The following is a 19,704-nucleotide window of genomic DNA, read 5'->3' on the forward strand; positions in this document are numbered from 1 at the left end:
CATCTCGAACGGGGAGAATTTTACGTTTCGTGTTCGCGGGCGAGTCGTGACGGGACTTCGGTTGGCGCGAGGTTCATCTGCGTGCAATGCCGCGGTTAATGCTCTTCATCGCAGTTACGCAAAGGATTTCGTTCGGCAGGTGGGGCAGCAAAGTCGCGTGTTGTTCGACTTCCGCCAGTGCAATGTTCGGGTCGACATATCGGGAGAGAAGTGCACTTGCGTTCGAACGGGTGCTGTGTGTTTCGTCAACATGTGTTCCTCGGGGTCAATGGCTCCACAGTGCCAAGAGTTCGGCCCGAAGGCTGGGGGAGCGAACATAGTGGTTAGACCTCAGTTGTGCGCTGGGATGCCCAACGTCGGCGAGACGCTTTTCGACGTCCGCAGCAGGAAGCGGCACTAGATCGTTGCGAACGCGGAGAAAGCAGTGAAATTGGCTGGGGGAGAGGGGCATTCTTTCCTGATTGGATATCACGGCAGCGGGTGGCAGTAGCAATTCGTCATCCATGGAGACGCGAATGACGACGTCCCCGCGTGCAATGCTGCATGGCTTTTCGATTGTGAGCGTTTCGAGTCGGTATCTCGCTGTCGGATCGACCGAAAGCTCCTTCGTTGAAGGCTTTTTCACAGGTGGGGTGCGCGTGTGAGGATGGCTCTCGTGGCGCCTGATGAATACTCTGTTGGTCGGAGTTGGAAGAAAGTCGTTGTCGAGGTTCTGAATTCGTCCTGCGATGCCGGGGATGGGTACGGCTCGCCCGGTTGCCCATTCGCGTTCAGCGTTGTCGATGAATGTCTGGTCTACGGTGGTGGTTTCGTCGATGTTGTTGATGAATGCGCGACTGTCGGCGACCACTTGAGGGTCATCGGAAATGATGACCGCCTCATGGGAGAATATGGAGTTTTCGGAAGCATTCGCCGAGCCGATTACAGCTCGTTGGTTCGTCACGATGACCTTGGCGTGCAATGCTGACGACGAGAGGATGCGAACGCCCTTGCTGAGGTAGTGCGAAAGAACGACAGGTGAAGTGGCGTGGGCGCGGATCGCCGCGGTTGAAGCATTGACGACCAGAAGGTCTCCACTGCGAAGTGGAAGTAGTTCAGGCGCAAGGTGTCCAAGGTAGGGGACAGCGGCATAGCGTGGGCCTCGCGTGCGGATTGCGCGAGTGATGTGTGGCCACGGGTTCGGTCCGTGGAAGCTGGTCCCCATAACCTAGAACGGTAGCGCGAATCGGGCCCGATTTATGGCGCCTGAGTGAAGTTGCTGTTGTTCTGCGTCACCTCCGAAGCAGAAGCATCGTCCGGATGTCTGTCGTGGAGGTAGTGGAACGGTGTGGCGATCACCCCCGCGGGGCCAGGCGATGTGATTTTCCAGTGCTACTGCAACGCTGTCGATTCGGCGTGCGAATCCGATACGGGACAGTGGCAGTAGTAGGGCGGACGTGCCGGGGAAGGCGTCTGCCGCCCGTTCGAACAGCGCCCTGCACAGTTCACCGGGAAACTCTCCGCCTGAGCGATCCCGCCGAGGTAGGGTGGGCGTGGTGGCTCGTGATGGCGCTCGAAAGAGGAACGTGCAGAGAGCTTCTCAAGCTTGCAGTGGAGGTCGATTGGCGTGGTCTTCATGAGCTGATGAACCCATGCGTTGCGTCGGGAAGCCGGTTTGTTTGCTTGAGGTTGAGGTTCGTCTACTGCTCTCGGGCCGTCGCTCGTTCCGAGTTCAGGTGAGGTGGCGGCTGGGAGGCGTCAGCGTGGCTTCGACGCCCCATCAGGTAAAAGGCGATAGTGGCCGGCGTGATGGTTGCGAGCGCAACGTAGGACATGGCACTGACTGGAGACGGTGCGGGGAAGAAGATTCCGTTGAGATAGATCCATGAGGTTGCGACGGCACCGACGATCAGTGCTGCGATTGTCACGGCGGTGGCTGCGCGCTCGCGGAAGAGGAGCATCACGGCGCCTATGCTGATGACGACGTATGGGCTCACCCAGAAATAGACGACCAGAGTTGACACTGCGTTATAGATGGAAGGAAGTGGGCCCGTGACGCCGATCACCAAAGTGCAAATGCCGAAGAGGCCACCGAGAATGATCAGCAGGATTGCGGAAACAGGGCTGTGAAATCGGGAGTGTATGCGTGTGAACCTTTGTGGTAGAAGCTTTTCGGCTGACAGAGTGGCGACGAAGCGGGATCCGTAGTTGACGAATCCGATCAGCGCGGCGAAGGTGGCTACGGCGACAACGAGGTCCGTCATTTGTCCCATTGCGGTCGGTAAGCCCGCATTCTCGGCCAGGGCGGCGGGGGATGATGTGCCGGAAAGGATTTGGTCGGACGTCTCCGTGATTCCTGGTGCCTGTAGGAAGGTTGCGATCACGTACAAGGTTCCAAGCACGATGGGAACACGCATCACGGCGGCCGGCACATTCTTCTTCGGGTCGCGGGTCTCCGCGGCCAGGGCCGCGCTCCCCTCGAAACCGACCAGGAACGCAGTTCCGGATGCGATGCCGGCCACGATCCCGCTGACGGACGCGCCCTGAAGAGTCAGTTGTTCCTGCAGATGTAGACCAGTGTGAATCGCACTCGCCCCGGTAATGGCCAGCAACAGTGGAAGACAAATCGCGGTGAGTAGGACCGCGATTACGATCGAAACATCTAGGCCGCGACAGGTGATCGCCGCAACAATTGCTGCGGAGGCGAGGTAGATCGCGATTTGTGCAGGGCGATCGAGGCCGCCGTCGATGCCGATAGATTGCAGAAAGCTACCGCTGTACGCGCCGATGACCAGCAAAATGCTTGCGACCATCGCCAGATACCCGAGGAACAACGAGGCTCCGATCAGTGACTGTGCCCATCGCCCGAATACTTCGCCGGCGTAGGAGTAGAGCGATCCGGAGGCGACATACCGGCTAGCGAAGACGGTTACTGCTCTGCCGACGCAGATGACTGTCAGCGCTGCGAGCAGAGCAGCGACCCAACCACCGAGTCCTGCGTTGAGGACCAGCAGCATTGGAAACGACGCCATGCCGACGGCAGGGATCATTGACGAGATGGCCAGCGAGGTCAGTTGAAGGCGGCTGAGATGGCCGGATTCAAGGTTGATGGACTCCGTATCAGTCTGTGCTACAGCATTATTCGACGAGTGATTCATATGTGCGTCCTTGAATTTGTGCACTGTCGAGTGCGGGCAGAGGCTATATGCCGGGATCGGCCGCGATCGCGCGTGTGAGGATCGGGATAGCCCTCAGGAGATAGTGATGTCAGTCACATGACGGAGGACATCGGAACCGAAAGTTCAGGGATCAACTATTCCGGAGACGAGGACGTGTGGGAGGACGTCCAGAGCCTTCTGACACCCATCGCCGCCCAATCACGATATGTCGGAGCCCGTCCCGGTGCCGCCAACGTGATCGACGCGGCCATGGCAGGCGCATTCTTCAACGTCGCGCTCGGTGCCTTCCACGAAGCAGCAGCGTACGTGCGGTCCGAGGACGTCGCGATCGCGGAGATGCGCCACAGTTTGCACCTGTGGACCGACAAACTTCTCGAACTCCTTCACGAAGCACTCAAAGCGTTCGAATCCGGAGAGTACGAGACCGATCAGGCAACCTTGAACGTATACGCAGCCGCAGTAGAAGCCTGGCAACAATCGATGCAGCGAGCAGGCCAACGCGCCGCTCTGATGACGGCGAATCTCGACAACTTGCAACGTGCATGCGCAGCCGGGCACGGGGACAAGGGCATTTTCGCCCAAATCGAAACACTCTCCGCCAACCCTCAATCCGCAATCTAAGGAGACATCAATGACAACCATGGCCAATCACCTCACCGCCCTGCCCTCGACAACAACAGTCGACGAGATCGTCGACGTGATCCACCGCGACGGCGGTGTCATCGTCGAAGATTTCCTCGACACCCCCAGCTCGACGAGCTGCGCGCCCAACTTGGCCCCGTCCTTGAAAGCACCGGCTACGGAGAAGACGAATTCTTCGCCGGAACCCAAACGCGAAGAGCAGGAGGGCTGTTCGGTCGGATCGACCTCATGCCCGAGATCGCGCTCCACCCGCTCTACTACGGGGCCGCCAAGAAGATCCTTCAGGTGCCCCTGTCCGTCTGGGTCGGAGACGACCAGATCGAAATCACGCCTGATATCCAGATCGGTGTCACTCAGGCAATCGAAATCCACCCAGGGCAGGGTGCCCAGCGTCTCCATCGAGACGACACGAGCTTTCTGTGGCGCCACCCCGACTACGGACGCGAGGGCCGACTGCAGATCATGGTGGCGGTCAGCGATTTCACAGCAGAAAACGGCGGCACCCTCGTCATACCCGGAAGCCATCGGTGGGACGACCAACGAGGCCCGAAACAAGCCGAAGCGGCGCCGACCGTAATGCGGGCCGGTGCTGCCCTCATCTGGACCGGTTCTACGTACCACGGCGGTGGTAACAACTCGTCCGAGGCGCCACGGACCGGCTTGACGATGGCATTCGACCTCGCCTGCTTACGTCAGGAAGAGAACCAATACCTGTCAATCCCGCGTGAAAAACTGCTTGATCTTTCCGAAGAGGTACAGCGACTGCTCGGCTGGGGGTCCGGAGCGAACCTGATGGGTTACGTCGAACGGGGCGGTCAGATGATCGACGCACACGTTCTCCTCGAAAACGGCGCCGTCGAACTCCCGACTGCCCGCTGAACTCAAGAACCTGCACGGTTGTCACCCGCAACCCAACTCGCTCAGTAGTTTCTGGGGTTCGAATCGAGAAATAGCCCGTAGCGTGACCGTCTGCGTGCCATCCGTAAACCTGCTGGTGGTCAAGCGGGACTGTCCCTAGATCGGTGTTTCGGCCCGAGACGCTGAGTGAATGCTCGGCGAGGAGGTGCCAAGATGACGACACTGGAAGATGTGACGAAGAAGAGGACCGAGCCCTCCGCGGAAGCTGCGGCGGCCGCGGAGTTGGTGCGCCTGGCCAAGGAGCAGGGCCTGTCGCTGACCGGGCCGGACGGGTTGCTCAAGCAGTTCACCAAAACCGTCCTGGAAACCGCGCTGAACGAGGAGATGACCGAGCACCTCGGGCACGACAAGAACCACGCTCCGCCGGATCGGGAATCGTCCAATATTCGCAACGGAACCAGATCGAAAACGGTGTTGACCGAGGCCAGCGGTCACGTTCCGATCGACGTCCCTCGTGATCGGTAGGGGACGTTCGAGCCGCAGATCGTCAAAAGGCGACAACGACGCCTCAGCGGGGTCGATGAGATCGTGTTGTCGTTGTATGCCAAAGGATTAACGACAGGTGAGATCAGCGCCCACTTCGCCGAAATCTACGGCGCCTCGGTCTCGAAAGAGACCATCTCGCGGATCACAGACAAAGTGCTCGAGGAAATGCAGGACTGGGCTGCCCGACCCCTCGATGAGGTATACGCGGCAATCTTCATCGACGCGATCGTCGTCAAAGTTCGAGACGGTCAGGTCGCCAACCGGCCGATTTACGCCGCGATCGGCGTCAGTCTCGACGGCCACCGTGACGTGCTCGGATTGTGGGCCGGCACCGGCGGTGAGGGCGCCAAATTTTGGATGTCGGTGCTGACGGATATCCGAAATCGGGGCACCCGGGACGTGTTCTTCCTGGTCTGCGACGGATTGAAAGGCCTACCGGAAGTCGTCGAAAACGTCTGGCCGGCCACCACGGTCCAGACATGCGTGATCCATTTGATTCGCAACACCTTTCGGTTGTCGTCGCGTCAGCACTGGGACGGGCTCAAACACGATCTCAAACCGATTTATACCGCCCCGACCGAGACGGCAGCGCGGGCAGCCTTCGACGATCTCGCCGAGCGCTGGGGGAACCGGTATCCGGCGATCATCAGGTTGTGGACCAATGCCTGGCAGGAGTTCATCCCGTTCCTCGATTACGACACCGAGATACGGCGAGTGCTTTGCTCCACCAACGCGATTGAGTCACTCAACGCCAGATATCGGAGGTCAGTCAAAGCGCGCGGGCATTTCCCCACGGAAGCTGCCGCACTGAAATGCCTCTATTTGGTGACGCGTTCGCTGGACCCGACCGGCAAGGGCCAGGCACGATGGATTGTGCGGTGGAAGCCTGCTCTGAACGCGTTTGCGATCACGTTCGCCGATCGTTGGCCCGGATCGGAAACATACTGATGGAAACTGGCCGAAACACCGTTGGCGAGATAGACCCGGTCAAGCAGATACGGGAAGACTGGTGGAAATCGCTGGACTGGCCGGGCGCGAGGAGGGCCATTATTGGCAGCAAAGTGATGGGTCTCCACGAGTGGTTCGGCGATTTTTTTGCGGGATCCGGCTCCCGCTAACGAGTTCGCGTGTAGCAGTCGTCCGCTGGACGCCGGTACCCCTCACCGCTGGTGAACCCTCCCTTTTTTGGTTGCCGGTCTGGCGGGCCCCGCCATGGGTTTGGCGGTGGCGTGTTCGGGCATTCGTGAGTTGTTGACAAGTGGAGATCGGGGTATTGCCGTTTTTCGTCGTGTGCCGTCACGGTCTCGTGGGAGTGCGTGTGGGGTGTGGGATGGATGTCGTACGAAGCGCTGCCGTCGGTGATGGGTGGTTTCCTCCGCTCGATGCGGCTGCCGAAGCGTTGCAGGATCTGTATCGGGTGTTGAATCCGGCCGGTCACATCGAGAAGTATCTGAACCGGTTGTGTGAGCATGCGGTGGAGTTGATCGAGGATGCGGACATGGCGGGGGTGACGGTTCTCGATGAGGAGGGCGCTGCGTCGACGGCGGCGCGCACGTCCCGTGAGGTCGTCATGGTGGACGAGCTGCAGTATCGGTCGTGGGCGGGTCCGTGTATCGAGGCCGCGGAGAGCGAGCAGATCGTGGTGGCGGACCGCACGACTGCCAGTGAGCGGTGGCCGGGTCTGGCGTCCGAGGCCCGGCGATTCGGGGTGCAGAGTTTCCTGTCGATTCCGTTGCCTGCGCTCGAGCCCGGGGTGCGTGCGGGTGCGGTCAACGTGTACGGCAGCCGTGCGGACGGGTTCGCCCGTTCTGAGGTGGCGTTGATGAATTTGTTCACCACTGCCGCTGGGTATGCGATCGGCAGTACCGAACGCTACCGGGGTGCCCGGCAGTTGGCTCTGCAGCTCGAGCGTGCTCTCGATTCGCGGGCGGTGATCGATCAGGCGAAGGGGGTGTTGATGGCGGTGCACGGTGTCGATGCGGATGGGGCGTTCGCGATGTTGGTCGAGACGTCTCAACGCACCAACACGAAACTGCGGGCGGTGGCAGAGGATCTGCTGGCGAGTGTGCGCATCACCTAGAGATGACGAGGCCCCGCGAACGCGGCGATGGTGAGCTCTCCCGCCTATCGACGGCACGCCGCTTCGTGCCGTCGCAGCGTCCTGACCGGTCGATCGGAAGCTCTAGCTCTATGTGCGTTCGTCATCGGCTGAAATGATCGTCTGACGTGCAACGTCCTGTAAATCCCTGGACTCACGACGTGCTGAAGCCTGGAGTTCGGAAAGCGCGGTCTCGGGGTCTGTATCTCGGCGGATCATCAAGATTCCGACTGCTCGTTCGATGTCGGCACGTGAGGCGATTCCTCGGCGCAGGGCGTTGGCGGCACGTTCGAGTCGATGGTCTGTTGCGATGGCGTCGAGCCCCGCTCCCAGATATTCGGCGATGACGACGACGAGATCACGGTCCCGGTCCGTCTCTGCCACCGCTGAATGCGAGTACAGGTTCAGTGACCCGACCGGCTCGTTGTAGTTGAACAGTGGTATCGCGAGAAAACCTTCCAATCCGGCGTTGCGCGCAGCAATGCCGAGAGTTGGCCACCGTGTGCCTAACTGCTCGACCGACATTCGGACCGACCGACCCGTGCGCGATGCTGACAGGCAGGGTCCGTCACCGAGGAGATATTGCGTGCGATCGAATTCTTCTACACGTTCATCGGTAGGGGCGACGGTGAACGGTTCGCTGTCCAGGGATGCCGTGACACCGGCGTGATCAACACCGACAACCAGATCGACGGCGGCGATCGTGCATCGAATCATCAACTCCACGACTCGATCCGGGGAATCAGCCGGTATGGAGAGAGATTGTTCGAGGCGATCGATGAGTCGCGGCTCGCGACCCTGTGCTCGCGCGAAGGCGGCCGACGGTCGCGCGCGCGGATGAGAACTGTCGAAGGTCATGATTTCTTGCCCGATCCGCGCGGTGGAAGTGGTCCACCAATGAAAAGTGGCACCGACGCGGCCGACTCGGCCGCGCGCCTGAGAAGTACCTCTATTCGGTAATCTCGACTTTACGCCGGATCGGAGTGACCAGGCGCCGTGTGTGCCCCGTGAAGGCGACTGAGGAGGTGCGTCCTGTGAATGCAGATCCGAGAGGAAGTCAGGACACACCCGAATTTCCCGACGAATCCGAAAGTGAGAGAGGGCGCCGCGCATCAGTCGAGTTGCCGATGACCGCGAAACTGTGTCGACAGTGTTTGAGGCTGGCGGAAGTTCAAGGGGCGGCGATCACAGTGCTCAGCAGCTCTTCGTCGAGGGAATTGATGTACGCGACGGACTCGGTGGCACAACATCTCGACGAACTACAGTTCACCGGCGGTGACGGTCCGTGCGTTGATGCATTCACAACTGAGCGACCGATGTTCTGCAACGACACTTCCAGTGATTCCGCCAATGACATCTGGCCGGGGTTTGCCAGCGAGGCAGACAAAGCCGGTGTCGGATCGGTGTTCGCCTTTCCGCTCAGGGGCGGAGGTGATGTCTTCGGTGTGCTCGAACTGTACCGTCTCGATCCCATTGGCCTCGACGACGAGCAGATCGAATTGGCGACTGCGAGTGCCGCTGCGATTTCGATGGCGATTCTTGCCGAACTTCCTGTCACCGGTGATCTGGACGCCGGGATGCTCGTCAATGCCTTTCACCGACCCGAGGTGAACCAGGCAGTCGGGATGATCGCGATCCAACTTCGTGTCTCGGTCGAAGAGTCACTTTCTCGGCTTCGAGCCGCCGCGTACTCCTCGGGGAGGCCGATCTGGGAGATCGCCGCAGATGTCGTGAATCGGCGGATCCGATTCGCACACGGTGGTGAGGACGGATGACATCTGATTCGGAAAGATCGCGCAATGTCTCTGCAGTAATTGACGATGGGAGCCCAGGATGAACACCCCCGCAATACAATTGAGCATTGCCGAGGTGACTCATCTTCTCACCACCGACTTCGATTCCCTGCGTGTACTCGAAACGATCGTTGAGCGATCGAGACAGAATCTGAGCGGTGTGTGGTGCGTCCTCGTCGTGCGAAACGGGGAGCAAGGTTATCTCGATGTGTTGGTGGAGTCGGCAAATGCCGAGTTCGTTCCCGACCGGACTCTTGCCATATCGGGTCCGGCTGCGCTGAGCGCTGAGAGCGGAGCGGTTGTGATGGTCGACAGCTTCAAAGACGTGGGGGAGCGGTGGCGGAAATTCGGTCGCTCAGGACTCGAACATGGGCTGGGCGGGTGCCGCTGCTTTCCGATGAGGTTGGGTCGGACATCGCTCGGATCACTCGTGGTCTTTACTCACGATTCGTGGCACAGCGCGGAGCGTAGTAATGCATACGGGCAGTCGATGGCAGATTTGGCCGCTCTGACTCTGTCCACGGACAGTCGTCAGGATCGTCATTCGCAGGTGGTGACGGCGGTCAAGAAGCTGATCGCGGTCCGCGGCGACGTGGAACAGGCAGTCGGCATGATCGCCGAACTCGACGGTATTTCGATCGAACTCGCAACTGCGCGGCTGGCGGAGAACGCGCGGCGACGAGGGATCAGCGCCGCGGCGTACTCGTCGTTGGTGCTGGCGAACCCGGATGCCCGGTGAGGCAGAGCCTCCTAGGTGGCACGAGCATGAAGTGATCCTTACCGGGAAGTTTTCGTATCGTATGCACTCTCAGACCCGGTCGTGCAGTCGTTCCCGAAAGAGCTGTTAGACAACGTATTCGGATACAGAGATGCCTCGGGTCGGCAGGGCGTTCCCTGCCCGGTTGGTGTAGTGCACCAGTCGGACAGGGAACCTCAGCGTTCGTCGTCGAGGGGGGCGGGTGTCGATTGTTCGAGCAGATCTCCCTCGGGCGCCGGCCATGGGGTGTCGAGTTCGGTGGTGAGGGCTTCGAGGTCGACGGCCTCCACTGCATTCGGGTCGGCTGGGATGGTTTGTTCGAGGTAGTCGGTGTCGGGTGTCGCGTCGAGGGCTGAGCGAATGCGGTTGTCTTCCATGGCGGTGGCCCTTTCTCTGTCGGGCGATCACGGACGTTTCTCTGTGTCGTGTGTGTTTTTCCGGCGTAGGTGGGCGTTGTCTGCGCGTAGCCGGGTGTTGTCGCGGCGTAGTAGGGCGGTGCTGTCTTCGAGTTCGAGGACTCGTTTGATGCCGACGAGGTTGATGCCGTCGGCGATGAGTTCTGTGATGCGGCCCAGACGGGTGAGGTCCTCGTCGTTGTAGCGGCGGGTACCGCCGCGGGTGCGGGCGGGGGTGATCAGGCCGTACTGTTCGTAGAGTCGCAGCGTGCCGGCGGTGAATCCGGAGAGCTCCGATGTCACCGAGATCGCGTACAGGCCAGGGGGTTCGGCGATAGCGGGGTTGCGCGCCATGATGGTCCTCCCATCAAAGAAATTTCGATATCTGCGGGAAAGCTCTTGATCCGATGTGTGTTTGATGATATACCAAATCTACAGCATCTACTGTAGAAGTTCGGTGGATGCGGTGGTGGTAGTCAGTGAACGGTTCCAGTGACTTTTCCTGGAGGTGACCGAAAATGTTGATGCGCACCGATCCTTTCCGTGACCTTGACCGCCTGACCCGACAGCTGTTGGGTACTGCTTCGCAGCCAGCGGTGATGCCGATGGATGCATGGCAGGAAGGTGAGCAGTTCGTCGTCGAGTTCGATCTTCCCGGCATGGACCCGGATTCACTCGACCTCGATGTGGACCGCAACGTGTTGACGGTGCACGCCGAGCGGCCGGTTCGCGCCGGCGAGGCGGAGATGATTGCGGCTGAGCGCCCGCGCGGGGTATTCAGTCGTCAACTGTTCCTGGGCGAGAACCTCGACACCGACAATATCGAGGCCGGCTACGACGCGGGCGTGCTGAGGTTGACGATCCCGCTCGCGGAGCGGGCCAAGCCCCGCAAGATCGAGATCAGCAGCGCCGGGAACAGCAACGGGAGCAGCAAGGAGGTGGGCCACAAGCAGGAGAGCAAGCAGATCGATGCGTGAACAGCACGCCGGAACAGTCCGCAGTCCACAACAGCAGGTCTCGAGAGGGTGCAGCGACAATGACTGGGGTCGATGATGTCGAGATCGACCGCATCGCCGAGGATGAGCGTGAAGTAGCCGGCAGGGGTCGGCGCGGCGACTCGGAGTGGGAGAGGCTGGGTATCCACCTCTGGCACGAACTGGAATATGCTGCCGTGGTGGAGGATTCGGATCGGATTCTCGCCGATGCACTCACTCCGGCGGCGTGGGTGTTGCTCACCCGGATTGCCGGCTGCACCCTCGACCCCGGCTTGGTGGCCCCGCCGATCATGATGTCCCGGTATACGTATCGGGTTCCGGTGATGCGGCCTCGGGCGACCCAACGCTCCCCTCCACAGGGTTAGGGGCGTGGGCGGGCTTCTCGTTGCCCGGCCCTCGACGGCGCAGCGGGGGACCCTCGGGTGTGAGGACTTGCGGGCAGGGTCCGTGGGTTCTTGCGCGGTGGTTGCCGAGACGCTCACACACTGTGACGTCTTTTGCGAGTACCGAGCAGCAGCGGGTACAGGCCTTGGACGGTAGAAAGTGCGAGAAGTGTGACCGGCTCGGCAATCACCTTTTCCGGCGCGCAGCGTGAACGCACACCGTGCAGAGTTTCGTCCGAACACAATGTCTACGAGTTATTTTCGACAAACGGTGAGGTCGCGTGATGGAACGGTACAGGTTCACGTTCGCGGACGGATCGACCGCCGAAAAGTTCTTCGATTCGGACAACGAGGCGATCGTGGCGGCGACGGCGGCCAACGGCGGCAGCAGTGGGGGATTGCATGTCCAGCGCTACGACCACCTCGGGGCGTTGTTGCCCACGAAACTGCCTCCCGGCGGGCACCGGGGAACACGGTGTTTACGAAGCAGTAGGGCGAGTCCGGTTCCGGATTCGGCGAGGGGCGGCCCGGTGTGAGGTGTTTAGGGGTGAATGGGCTGGGTAACAGGAGGGGAGACGGTGCGAAGGAGTAAAAACGCATGGATGTCAGTGACCTCGATGTGGTGGTGTGGCCCGTATCCGAGGAACGTGAAGCGTGGTGGCGCGAGATCGTCGGAGGCGGTAGAGATGGCCTGTCAGCGGCGATGACCCGGAATCGGCCCGGCGAGGACACGCCCCCGAGGGTTCTGCACGCGGCGTAAAAGTCGAAAGCCCACCTGCCGCTGTGGGCGGATGGCTGTGGTGTGTCTGCCGTCGGAGGTCGGAAGTTTCTATCGGGAATCTGTCGAGCGCGCAGGCGGAGTCGAGTAGTGCGGCGTCGACTCGAATGGTCGGGCACCAGACTTCTTCGTAGGTGCGCTACTGCGGTGCCGAAGGGCGCCGGAATGTCGAAAGACTGTGCCTACAAGACTGTTTCGCGTTGACGATGACCTCGTGTGGCAAGAGATGTCGGAGAACTGCCGTGTGCCAAGGATTCCACGGCCTCCGCAAGGGGCGAATCGGAGCCCACTGCGTTTCGCGGCATGACCTCGGGCTGACTGCCGGTCCCACAGAAGGGTGGAAACACGGTGCTGAACATTGTTCTGTTGCTTGTGATGCTGAGTATCGGCATGGGTGTGGTGATGTGTCTGGACTTCCGATGGCTTCGCTCTTCGGCCCGAGATGATCGTCGACGGTTTGCGTATCGGCGAGATACGGGGATCCCCAAGTCGTAAATCTACTTCTGACGGCTCAGGTCGCATACCAGCGTCCTCTCTGATCGCCTCGCGCACTTCGTGTGTGAACCGTACAGTCGGCGTACGACGCGTGGGTTCAGCGCCTGACCGTCCGTGGTGCCGGTACGGGTTGATACGCCGTCGTCGCGGTCGATGATTGAAGAAGCATCGGCTGGGGAAGCCGACTCGAATGGCTACTTACAGAGTGATCAATCCTGCAGGCGACGTCACCGCGACGCGCGACATCGACAGCGCTGACGATGCGCATGCCTGGTTCGTCGATGCCCGCGCCGATAACTCGGAACTGGGATGGCGCATGGAAGTCCAGCATGACGGTGAATGGTCGTTTTTCGACGACACCGAGGGCGCATCCAGCTGAGCAGTCGCTCGACGGTTGTGACGAAGATGAGGGAGGACGTTCAAGCATGAGTCGACTACTCGCAGGAAAGAAAGCGGCATTCCTCGTGGCGACGGAGGGAGTCGAACAAATCGAGTTGACGGACCCGTGGGATGCGTTGGTTGCCGAACACGCTCAGCCGTCGATTGTTTCGACAAAATCCGGAACCGTGCAGGCATTCAATCATCTCGACAAGGCTGACATCTTCGACGTGGATGCGGTGGTCGAGTCGGCGAAGTCGTCGGAGTACGACGCTCTCGTCCTGCCTGGCGGTGTGGCCAACCCCGACTTTCTTCGTGTGAATCCAGGGGCGGTGGCGTTCGCCCGGAGTTTCTTCGATGCCGGGAAGCCTGTCGCAGTGATCTGCCACGGACCGTGGACGCTGGTCGAAGCCGGCGTGGTCGGTGGTCGTACGCTGACGTCGTGGCCCAGTTTGCGTACCGACATTACGAACGCGGGCGGCGCGTGGGTTGACGAAGAAGTGGTCGTTTGTACTTCAGGGCCGAATACCTTGATATCGAGCCGCAACCCCGATGATCTGCCGGCGTTCTGCGCGAAGCTGATCGATACAGTCGCGACAACCTGACTCACCGGCGAGGAGCCCGTGACGGAAAGGAGTACTCCTCGCCCTTCCACAACGGATGATTCAGGCGTGGTCTTGGCTCGAAGGGTTGTTGTCGGTCGTACCCGGCTTTCGAACCGGGTCAGCGCGGGTAACCTCTGGCTACGGTGCGTGCAGGGTGCCGAGCGTGGCTTCGAGAGATCCTTCGGCGATGGCGGGAAAGATTCGTGCTTGCCGCTAGATTGGATCGATATCGGACCAGTCGCAGTACGAGGTCACGAGGGAACTGCGGCCGTTGACGGCCGGCTCGATCCGATATCCATAGACGTGACCGATCGGCGGCCGGACTGTTCCGAGGATGGTTCATGCTGGTTTGCGTTGGGGGACAAAGGTTTTGATCGTCGCTGGACGTCGTACTGTCCCATGGGTAGGTCACCCGGGGCTTCGCGATCCATGTGGACCACGAAATTCGTCGCGGGCCGCGGTCACGAGTTCGCCATCTGCGCCCATCAGCATTCCGGATCCGTCGATGGCGACGTGCCCTTGAGGGCCGCAGGGGGTCGCGAAGATCGATGCGGGGTCGGCACGGATGGGTGCGCTGTACTTCGATCCGTTCGCTAGTTATGTGGCGAATGCTGCCTTGTTGCCGATCGGTTGGCGAGGTTTCTCTCGTTCGGTGGGTGCATTCATCGGCTTCGGTCGGCGAGGGGGTGATGCGTGGACATGTCGGATGCTGGCGTCCACGTGCCGAACGGTTTGGGCAATACTGAGCGGGGTAGGTGCTCGTCGTGGAGTCTTCGCGAATACTCGTGGAGAGCGTGGGTAGTCGACCGTGTGGATCTCGGGTGACTGATGTAGATCCGCTGGCGGATCGAGTCGACTCGTGAGCGGTGCTCGAAGAAAGAACGTGCAGAGAGCTTCGCGATAATCCAGTCGCCGGAAACAATTCCATTCGCCGAAGAACCTGGCCATGGCACTGGGCGGTGAGCTGGGGGAGCTGTATGTCGAAATCGGACCACTGTTGGTCCAGCCTCGTTTGCCTCTGAACTCTGCATCCGTGGACAATGGGACGCAACGAAAATGGGGATCTCCCTTCTTTGAGGTACTGGTAGGCGTCGTTGTCGAACACATTCTGTGGAACTTAAGTACTAATGCATCCCTTGTTGAGTTGCCGAAACTACGACTTAAGTCGGAACAATTGAGATAAATCGCGAAAACTGGCACGAGTTCTAAAACACTGTCTACGGTTACATCCACATCGTGATCGCTCGGCCCTAGATCCCGTCCTTCGGGTGACGGAAATTCTTACCGGCGACATGCGACTGTCCGTTGCGAAGGAGTGGTAAATGTTAGTTCCGTTCTTGCAGGCGATTCTGAATTTCGCCTACGGATCAATCGATGCCGGTGGGGCCGTTATCGACGGGCTCACTGGAATCTCGAGCGAATAGGAGGATGTGAGATGAATTCATCTGATGTGGGTTCGGTTTCGGCACTCTTGCCCATGATGCTGACTGCTTTCAAGTCCATCATCACGATGCCCGTTGCGCTCTCCGTGGACTTCGGTCTCGACGTCCCGTTCAATCCGTTCAAATAGTGTAGGGGGTAGAAGTGGGTTCCTTGGAAGATGTTTTCGGTCTTTTCACCGGGTCACTGTCAGCGATCCACGTCAGCTTCTTCGAGATGCTGACTGCATTGTCGAGCGACGGATGGGTGAAGGAATGACCTTCCGATCCGACTTCTCGCGACTTAAGGAGGTGAGTATCTAATGCTTTTTTCCTTCTTGAGTAATGCTCTGGGTTCGCTTCGAGATGTCAGCGGCTTGGCGGTGATGGGAAGCATGATGATTCCCTCGTTCAGCGCGGAATAACTTGATATGCGGGTCGACTCGTCGATAGGTGACGAGCCGACCCGCATTTTCTGTTGCGATGAAGATCTGAAAAAGTCGACACCCGGCTTTGATCCGAGGTATCGACCTGCGTTCAGCAGAAGACGCTGAGCGAACCAATTGCAGGGTTCTGCTTGGCTGGCCGGCATCTCCGACGGTGCCGGCGGCGACTGAAAGTTCTTGAATGGAGTGGATAACGTCCATTGTCAGTTCGGAACTGCAACTGGTTTGGATACTTCTATTGGTGTCAAGTATCTTGTGCAAGTTACTCTTTCAGTCCTGCGCGGTAGCGTGATGCGGACTCGTAGTTCGGTTTGGTGGCTCGTTCCGCCCGCGAGATCGTCGTCAGAGGGACGTAGAAATGATCGTCGACGGACTGCATGGACAGGCCCCTGTTGGGCCGGATCGGCCGACGACCGTCGGTGCTCTGAGCTGTCGGCGGATCGACAACATGTAGATCTCACGGGCAGTGTGATGTTTGAGGCATCGCTGAATCTTCGCCGGCGATTTCCCTTCCACTGGTCGACGCGCGACGTAGGTGCGCTATTGCATGTCGCTACCATCGCGATCCGCCAGAGCGCATTGTTGGCATGACGATCTCCGCCGCGGTTGAGTTGGTGGCGAGTGTGCTTTCCTGCGGACGCGTCGATCGGAGAGATCCGCACAGGGCAGCGAACGATGCTTTACTGCGCAGTCTTTCGGGATGGCCGCCTGTGGTGACGAGCAGTGTGGATGTGCTGTCGACGCCGACCGATACGGCGAGCACTACAAGGTTGACTGGGCCACGAGATCGGTGAGTTCGCTTCGAAGCCGGTTCATTTCTTCACCCCGAATGATCACCTGACGGGACAGCAACCGTAGCGTCGATTTGGTTGCCTCCCGAGGATCAGTAGGTGCGCCCTATCCGACTCGCATCGTCGAGCAGTGTTGCAACGCTGCGGTTGTCATTGGTTCGAACTGATCACGTAGTCTCGAGGAGCGCTGACAATGACATTGTATTGTCGGTCAGTTGACCTTCGAGTCAGATGCAGCTCGACGCAATCACCAGGGCTAGTGTTGGCATCTTGACCTGCCCCAGGGTTTCTGACCCATGGCGGAGTGAAGATCGAGCCTCGATCAAAGGCTTCTGTTCATGCCACGACCGTGTTCGTCGGAGTTCCGATTCCAGGCCGCAACTCTTGTCCGAGCTGACAAACCGATCACCACCGCCGCATACGAACTCGGCCTCGGCGCCCCCGCGCTCCATAGTTGGGTTCGCCAAGGCCACGTCGACCGGGCGAACGGTCAGGCATCCCCAGAACAGAATCTGCGCGGCTGACGAAAGCGATTAAACGCCTCCGACAGCTCGAAATCGACGTCCAAATTCTCCGCACTGCCGCGGCGTCAATCGGGGAGAACTGCTTGGCTCCAGAAGGATTCACTCGATGTGCGATATTCTCGTCGACGCGGGCCCGTGAACGGTTGTTGCAGGCTTTTGGCGTCATCACCTCGGCTACTGCATATACAAGATCCAGCCGATGTCACCCGGCATGGATACGAGGACAGTGGCTCACCGGGCTGATCGCAGAAGCCCACACAGCCTCGCGACAGACCTACGGGTCTTGATGTGTGCATGCGGAGCTCACGCGCAGTATGGACATCGCGGTCAGCGAAAACCTCGTTGGCGAACTCATGAGGCTCGCCGGCGTCGCAGGCCTGCATGGCCCGGCGAAGACCAACGGTTGAAGGGCGTCGCGACGGCAGGCGATCTCGTGCACCGGCAGTTTCATCCTATCGTGCCAAATAGGTTGTGGTTCAATGGCTTTATCGAACACCTCACTCGGAAGAACTGTACTGCCGCGCGGTATTTGACGTGTTCAGACAGAAGACCGCTGGTCGGTCGATCGGCAATTGCCATGGCTCGACGCTGGTATTGAGTGCCTTGGAATGTCGCGATCAAGAATCGGAAACTGACTCCCGGGGGGATTGTGCACGCCGATTGTGTTGGTTGGATTCGTCCCGCAGCCTTGGCCCCCTCATCCGGCACTACAGGCGACGGGCAGTCACGCGGTCCGCCTTGAGACCGCGTCGTCAGAGCGACTAATCCACTGACCTGTCGGGGATGAAGTGTCGGTTGGTCGGTGAATGAAATCGAGTCGCTGTTCTGATGCGGTCGTAGCAATACGGGTCGGCACGCGCGAAGGCGACGTACTGCAGGTCCAACGGTTAACCTCCCGGTCAGTCCCCCTGCGGCTGGTAGTCAATTCGTGCCACATTCGAATCCCCGCGTGGCTTGGATTGCTTGTGGCAGAAGAGTATCCGATTTCGGTCATTTCGGGCGAAATTCGCAAACTATCGTCCAGAAGTACTAATGGCTGGCCGGGGCAGCCAGGTTGAGTCGCGCGAGCCTGCGAATGCTCGCGCGGCAACACGAGCGCGGAGTGAATCGGTCTCCCATGGATCCAATTCAGTTACGTTGTCTGCCAATTCTGTTCGGTTGCTCGTCCCGCCCTCCGACTTTCAGTGGAGGCGAAAGACCCTCATGCTGCGTCTAAAGTATGAACTTTTCGTTTTTCCTTGACTTAGTCGCCAAAGTGAGAAAACTGGTACCTGTTCTAGGGTTTCGGGATGCGAGAATTCTCGCCGGCACTGGACGCAGGATGCGATTCTTCTGCATCGCTGCGAAGGCTTACCCCTACATCGATATTCTACCGCCGACCATGTGTGGACTTGCTGAGCTGAAATCTACTGTCGGGCTGTCCTGCAACGGTATTCGAACCTGCCTTGCCTCCGGGAAGCAACTCCTGGAATGGCGCTGTTACCGAGTTCGTTCTGACTACGGATAGGGAGGAGGAGTTTTTCTTTGCGATGATGCCGCGATTCGAAATCTGTTGCGGCATTTCATCTTGTTGAACGCCAATCGTTTCTCAACGAAGGAAAAGGTTCACAATGACTGTATCTCTCGCTCGGCGTGCCGGAACAACTGCTGCGATCTCTGCGGCAGCATTAGGGCTGGTGTTTGCGGCCATGATGCCGGCGTCGGCCCACAACGTGACGACGAATTACAACAACGCCTGCATGGGTGACCCCAATTCACTCATTGCCGGCAATGTTCACCAGCCGCTTCAGGCTCACTCCATGTCGGTTGCGCACTCGTCGTCGACACCGGGCACCTACACGATTCAGCCAGGCTCGCAAACTGTTCCGACCAGTGGTGGCGGTGCCACCGTCATCAATCTGAATCGCTTGAACCTCGTATTCAAGATTGATCCGGCAACCTTCACCTCAGCCTCCATCGTCTCCGGGACGGGCAGTGGCTTCAGTGGCACCCCGGTGGTCACGCGAGTAAATGCAAGTGGTGCTGCCGACGCGACAGGGTCCTACCTTTCTCTCAATGGCGGAGTCGGAACAACGATTGCGGGTGCGAGTCCGGGCGGCTCGAATACCTCTGATGCGGGTTTGACCGCGCTTGCCGGCGCGACCTTCACGCTGCCCTCGGTTCAGGTTGTCACGACTTCCTCCAATCCTGCGGTCTACGTCAATACCGACGGTGATGCCGGGAAGTACGCAAACCCGAAGAACTACATGACGTTCCTGTCGAAGGCGACACTGTTCGGAACTCAGTACGCCCCGACGATGTGCTTGGCAACGGATGTCAACCCGCGAACCGACGCGAATATCGGTTCGGTTCTTGCCCCTAACGGTGGCGCGGGCAACCTGCACCCATGATTGCGGGCGTGGGTGCCGCACGCCGAGTCGATGTGACTTCCCGCGTGCACTGAATATGCAGCGTCGCAATGCTCGGTGAGAAGTTGCCCCACGCCCATCCGGGCGTGGGGCAACTTTCGTTCTCCCTGCGACTTCACTGCTGCATTGCGGCCTCGAGCTCGTCGCTTCTCCTTGACGGGTGTGTCAGCGGGTCGGTAACCCTTCAGTGGTCGCCAAGTCGAGGCGTTTCCTCTCGATCTCGGTCCTGCCCTCGG

18 protein-coding genes and 4 pseudogenes are annotated in these 19,704 nt (G+C 59.6%); 15 read left to right on the top strand and 7 right to left on the bottom strand.

The window, feature by feature from the left end:
- Positions 1 to 265 precede the first annotated feature (265 nt).
- Positions 266 to 1,204, bottom strand: coding sequence for a phospholipase D family protein (locus tag ACVZUB_RS31445; protein WP_064688359.1), 939 nt, complete (start codon positions 1,202 to 1,204; stop codon positions 266 to 268).
- 475 nt (positions 1,205 to 1,679) lie between these two features.
- Positions 1,680 to 3,137, bottom strand: coding sequence for an APC family permease (locus tag ACVZUB_RS31450; RefSeq protein ID WP_482628940.1), 1,458 nt, complete (start codon positions 3,135 to 3,137; stop codon positions 1,680 to 1,682).
- 117 nt (positions 3,138 to 3,254) lie between these two features.
- Here ACVZUB_RS31450 and ACVZUB_RS31455 point away from each other — a divergent pair, with 117 nt between their 5' ends.
- The 4 genes and pseudogenes from ACVZUB_RS31455 (at position 3,255) to ACVZUB_RS31470 (ending at position 7,284) form a co-directional block, all read left to right on the top strand.
- Positions 3,255 to 3,779, top strand: coding sequence for an imine reductase family protein (locus tag ACVZUB_RS31455; RefSeq protein ID WP_358345288.1), 525 nt, complete (start codon positions 3,255 to 3,257; stop codon positions 3,777 to 3,779).
- 19 nt (positions 3,780 to 3,798) lie between these two features.
- A pseudogene (locus ACVZUB_RS31460) lies at positions 3,799 to 4,679 on the top strand (phytanoyl-CoA dioxygenase family protein).
- Positions 4,680 to 4,871: 192 nt separating this feature from the next.
- A pseudogene (locus tag ACVZUB_RS31465) lies at positions 4,872 to 6,152 on the top strand (IS256 family transposase).
- 382 nt (positions 6,153 to 6,534) lie between these two features.
- Positions 6,535 to 7,284, top strand: coding sequence for a GAF and ANTAR domain-containing protein (locus ACVZUB_RS31470; RefSeq protein ID WP_042445282.1), 750 nt, complete (start codon positions 6,535 to 6,537; stop codon positions 7,282 to 7,284).
- Positions 7,285 to 7,392: 108 nt separating this feature from the next.
- Here ACVZUB_RS31470 and ACVZUB_RS31475 read toward each other — a convergent pair whose 3' ends face one another.
- A complete protein-coding gene (locus tag ACVZUB_RS31475; protein WP_482628562.1) occupies positions 7,393 to 8,160 on the bottom strand; it encodes a GAF and ANTAR domain-containing protein in 768 nt (255 codons plus the stop codon).
- A gap of 269 nt (positions 8,161 to 8,429) precedes the next feature.
- Between ACVZUB_RS31475 and ACVZUB_RS31480 the strand changes: the two genes are divergently transcribed.
- Together ACVZUB_RS31480 and ACVZUB_RS31485 are read left to right on the top strand one after the other, a co-directional pair.
- Positions 8,430 to 9,077, top strand: a complete 648-nt coding sequence (locus ACVZUB_RS31480; protein ID WP_482628058.1) for a GAF and ANTAR domain-containing protein — start codon at positions 8,430 to 8,432, stop codon at positions 9,075 to 9,077.
- Between the two features lie 58 nt (positions 9,078 to 9,135).
- The gene (locus ACVZUB_RS31485; protein ID WP_042445280.1) at positions 9,136 to 9,834 is read left to right on the top strand and encodes a GAF domain-containing protein; all 699 of its coding nucleotides are present in this window, start codon (positions 9,136 to 9,138) and stop codon (positions 9,832 to 9,834) included.
- A gap of 194 nt (positions 9,835 to 10,028) precedes the next feature.
- Here ACVZUB_RS31485 and ACVZUB_RS31490 read toward each other — a convergent pair whose 3' ends face one another.
- Together ACVZUB_RS31490 and ACVZUB_RS31495 are read right to left on the bottom strand one after the other, a co-directional pair.
- The gene (locus ACVZUB_RS31490; protein ID WP_482628563.1) at positions 10,029 to 10,229 is read right to left on the bottom strand and encodes a hypothetical protein; all 201 of its coding nucleotides are present in this window, start codon (positions 10,227 to 10,229) and stop codon (positions 10,029 to 10,031) included.
- A 27-nt stretch (positions 10,230 to 10,256) separates the two neighbouring features.
- Entirely contained in the window at positions 10,257 to 10,601 is a 345-nt protein-coding gene (locus tag ACVZUB_RS31495) for a MerR family transcriptional regulator (protein WP_054781737.1), read from the bottom strand.
- A 164-nt stretch (positions 10,602 to 10,765) separates the two neighbouring features.
- Here ACVZUB_RS31495 and ACVZUB_RS31500 point away from each other — a divergent pair, with 164 nt between their 5' ends.
- The 6 genes from ACVZUB_RS31500 to ACVZUB_RS31525 all read left to right on the top strand — a co-directional run bounded on the left by ACVZUB_RS31500 (position 10,766) and on the right by ACVZUB_RS31525 (position 13,881).
- Positions 10,766 to 11,224: an Hsp20/alpha crystallin family protein gene (locus ACVZUB_RS31500; protein ID WP_158171149.1), complete on the top strand. Its 459-nt coding sequence runs from the start codon at positions 10,766 to 10,768 to the stop codon at positions 11,222 to 11,224.
- Positions 11,221 to 11,607 (top strand): hypothetical protein, encoded by a 387-nt coding sequence (locus ACVZUB_RS31505; RefSeq protein ID WP_482628564.1) that lies wholly within the window; start codon positions 11,221 to 11,223, stop codon positions 11,605 to 11,607. Before ACVZUB_RS31500 ends, ACVZUB_RS31505 begins: the two co-directional genes overlap by 4 nt.
- Positions 11,608 to 11,909: 302 nt before the next feature.
- Positions 11,910 to 12,161, top strand: a complete 252-nt coding sequence (locus tag ACVZUB_RS31510; RefSeq protein WP_064688369.1) for a hypothetical protein — start codon at positions 11,910 to 11,912, stop codon at positions 12,159 to 12,161.
- A gap of 62 nt (positions 12,162 to 12,223) precedes the next feature.
- A complete protein-coding gene (locus ACVZUB_RS31515; protein WP_156665952.1) occupies positions 12,224 to 12,385 on the top strand; it encodes a hypothetical protein in 162 nt (53 codons plus the stop codon).
- A 703-nt stretch (positions 12,386 to 13,088) separates the two neighbouring features.
- The gene (locus ACVZUB_RS31520; protein ID WP_054828087.1) at positions 13,089 to 13,277 is read left to right on the top strand and encodes a hypothetical protein; all 189 of its coding nucleotides are present in this window, start codon (positions 13,089 to 13,091) and stop codon (positions 13,275 to 13,277) included.
- Positions 13,278 to 13,323: 46 nt separating this feature from the next.
- A complete protein-coding gene (locus ACVZUB_RS31525) occupies positions 13,324 to 13,881 on the top strand; it encodes a type 1 glutamine amidotransferase domain-containing protein (protein WP_482628565.1) in 558 nt (185 codons plus the stop codon).
- A 118-nt stretch (positions 13,882 to 13,999) separates the two neighbouring features.
- Here the strand turns inward: ACVZUB_RS31525 and ACVZUB_RS31530 are convergent.
- Positions 14,000 to 14,482: pseudogene (locus ACVZUB_RS31530) on the bottom strand (SRPBCC family protein).
- A gap of 834 nt (positions 14,483 to 15,316) precedes the next feature.
- Between ACVZUB_RS31530 and ACVZUB_RS31535 the strand changes: the two are divergent.
- Positions 15,317 to 15,451: a hypothetical protein gene (locus ACVZUB_RS31535; protein ID WP_256521188.1), complete on the top strand. Its 135-nt coding sequence runs from the start codon at positions 15,317 to 15,319 to the stop codon at positions 15,449 to 15,451.
- An 848-nt stretch (positions 15,452 to 16,299) separates the two neighbouring features.
- On the opposite strand, the pseudogene ACVZUB_RS31540 reads toward ACVZUB_RS31535, so the two are convergent.
- Positions 16,300 to 16,407, bottom strand: a pseudogene (locus ACVZUB_RS31540) (transposase); the annotation flags it as partial.
- A gap of 467 nt (positions 16,408 to 16,874) precedes the next feature.
- On the opposite strand from ACVZUB_RS31540, the gene ACVZUB_RS31545 reads away from it, so the two are divergent.
- Together ACVZUB_RS31545 and ACVZUB_RS31550 are read left to right on the top strand one after the other, a co-directional pair.
- The gene (locus ACVZUB_RS31545; RefSeq protein ID WP_064688372.1) at positions 16,875 to 17,060 is read left to right on the top strand and encodes a hypothetical protein; all 186 of its coding nucleotides are present in this window, start codon (positions 16,875 to 16,877) and stop codon (positions 17,058 to 17,060) included.
- A 1,610-nt stretch (positions 17,061 to 18,670) separates the two neighbouring features.
- On the top strand, positions 18,671 to 19,450 hold the full coding sequence (locus ACVZUB_RS31550; protein ID WP_482628566.1) for a hypothetical protein: 780 nt from the start codon (positions 18,671 to 18,673) through the stop codon (positions 19,448 to 19,450).
- Positions 19,451 to 19,704 lie beyond the last annotated feature (254 nt).

The sequence above is a fragment of the Rhodococcus sp. OS5 genome, from assembly GCF_056837585.1.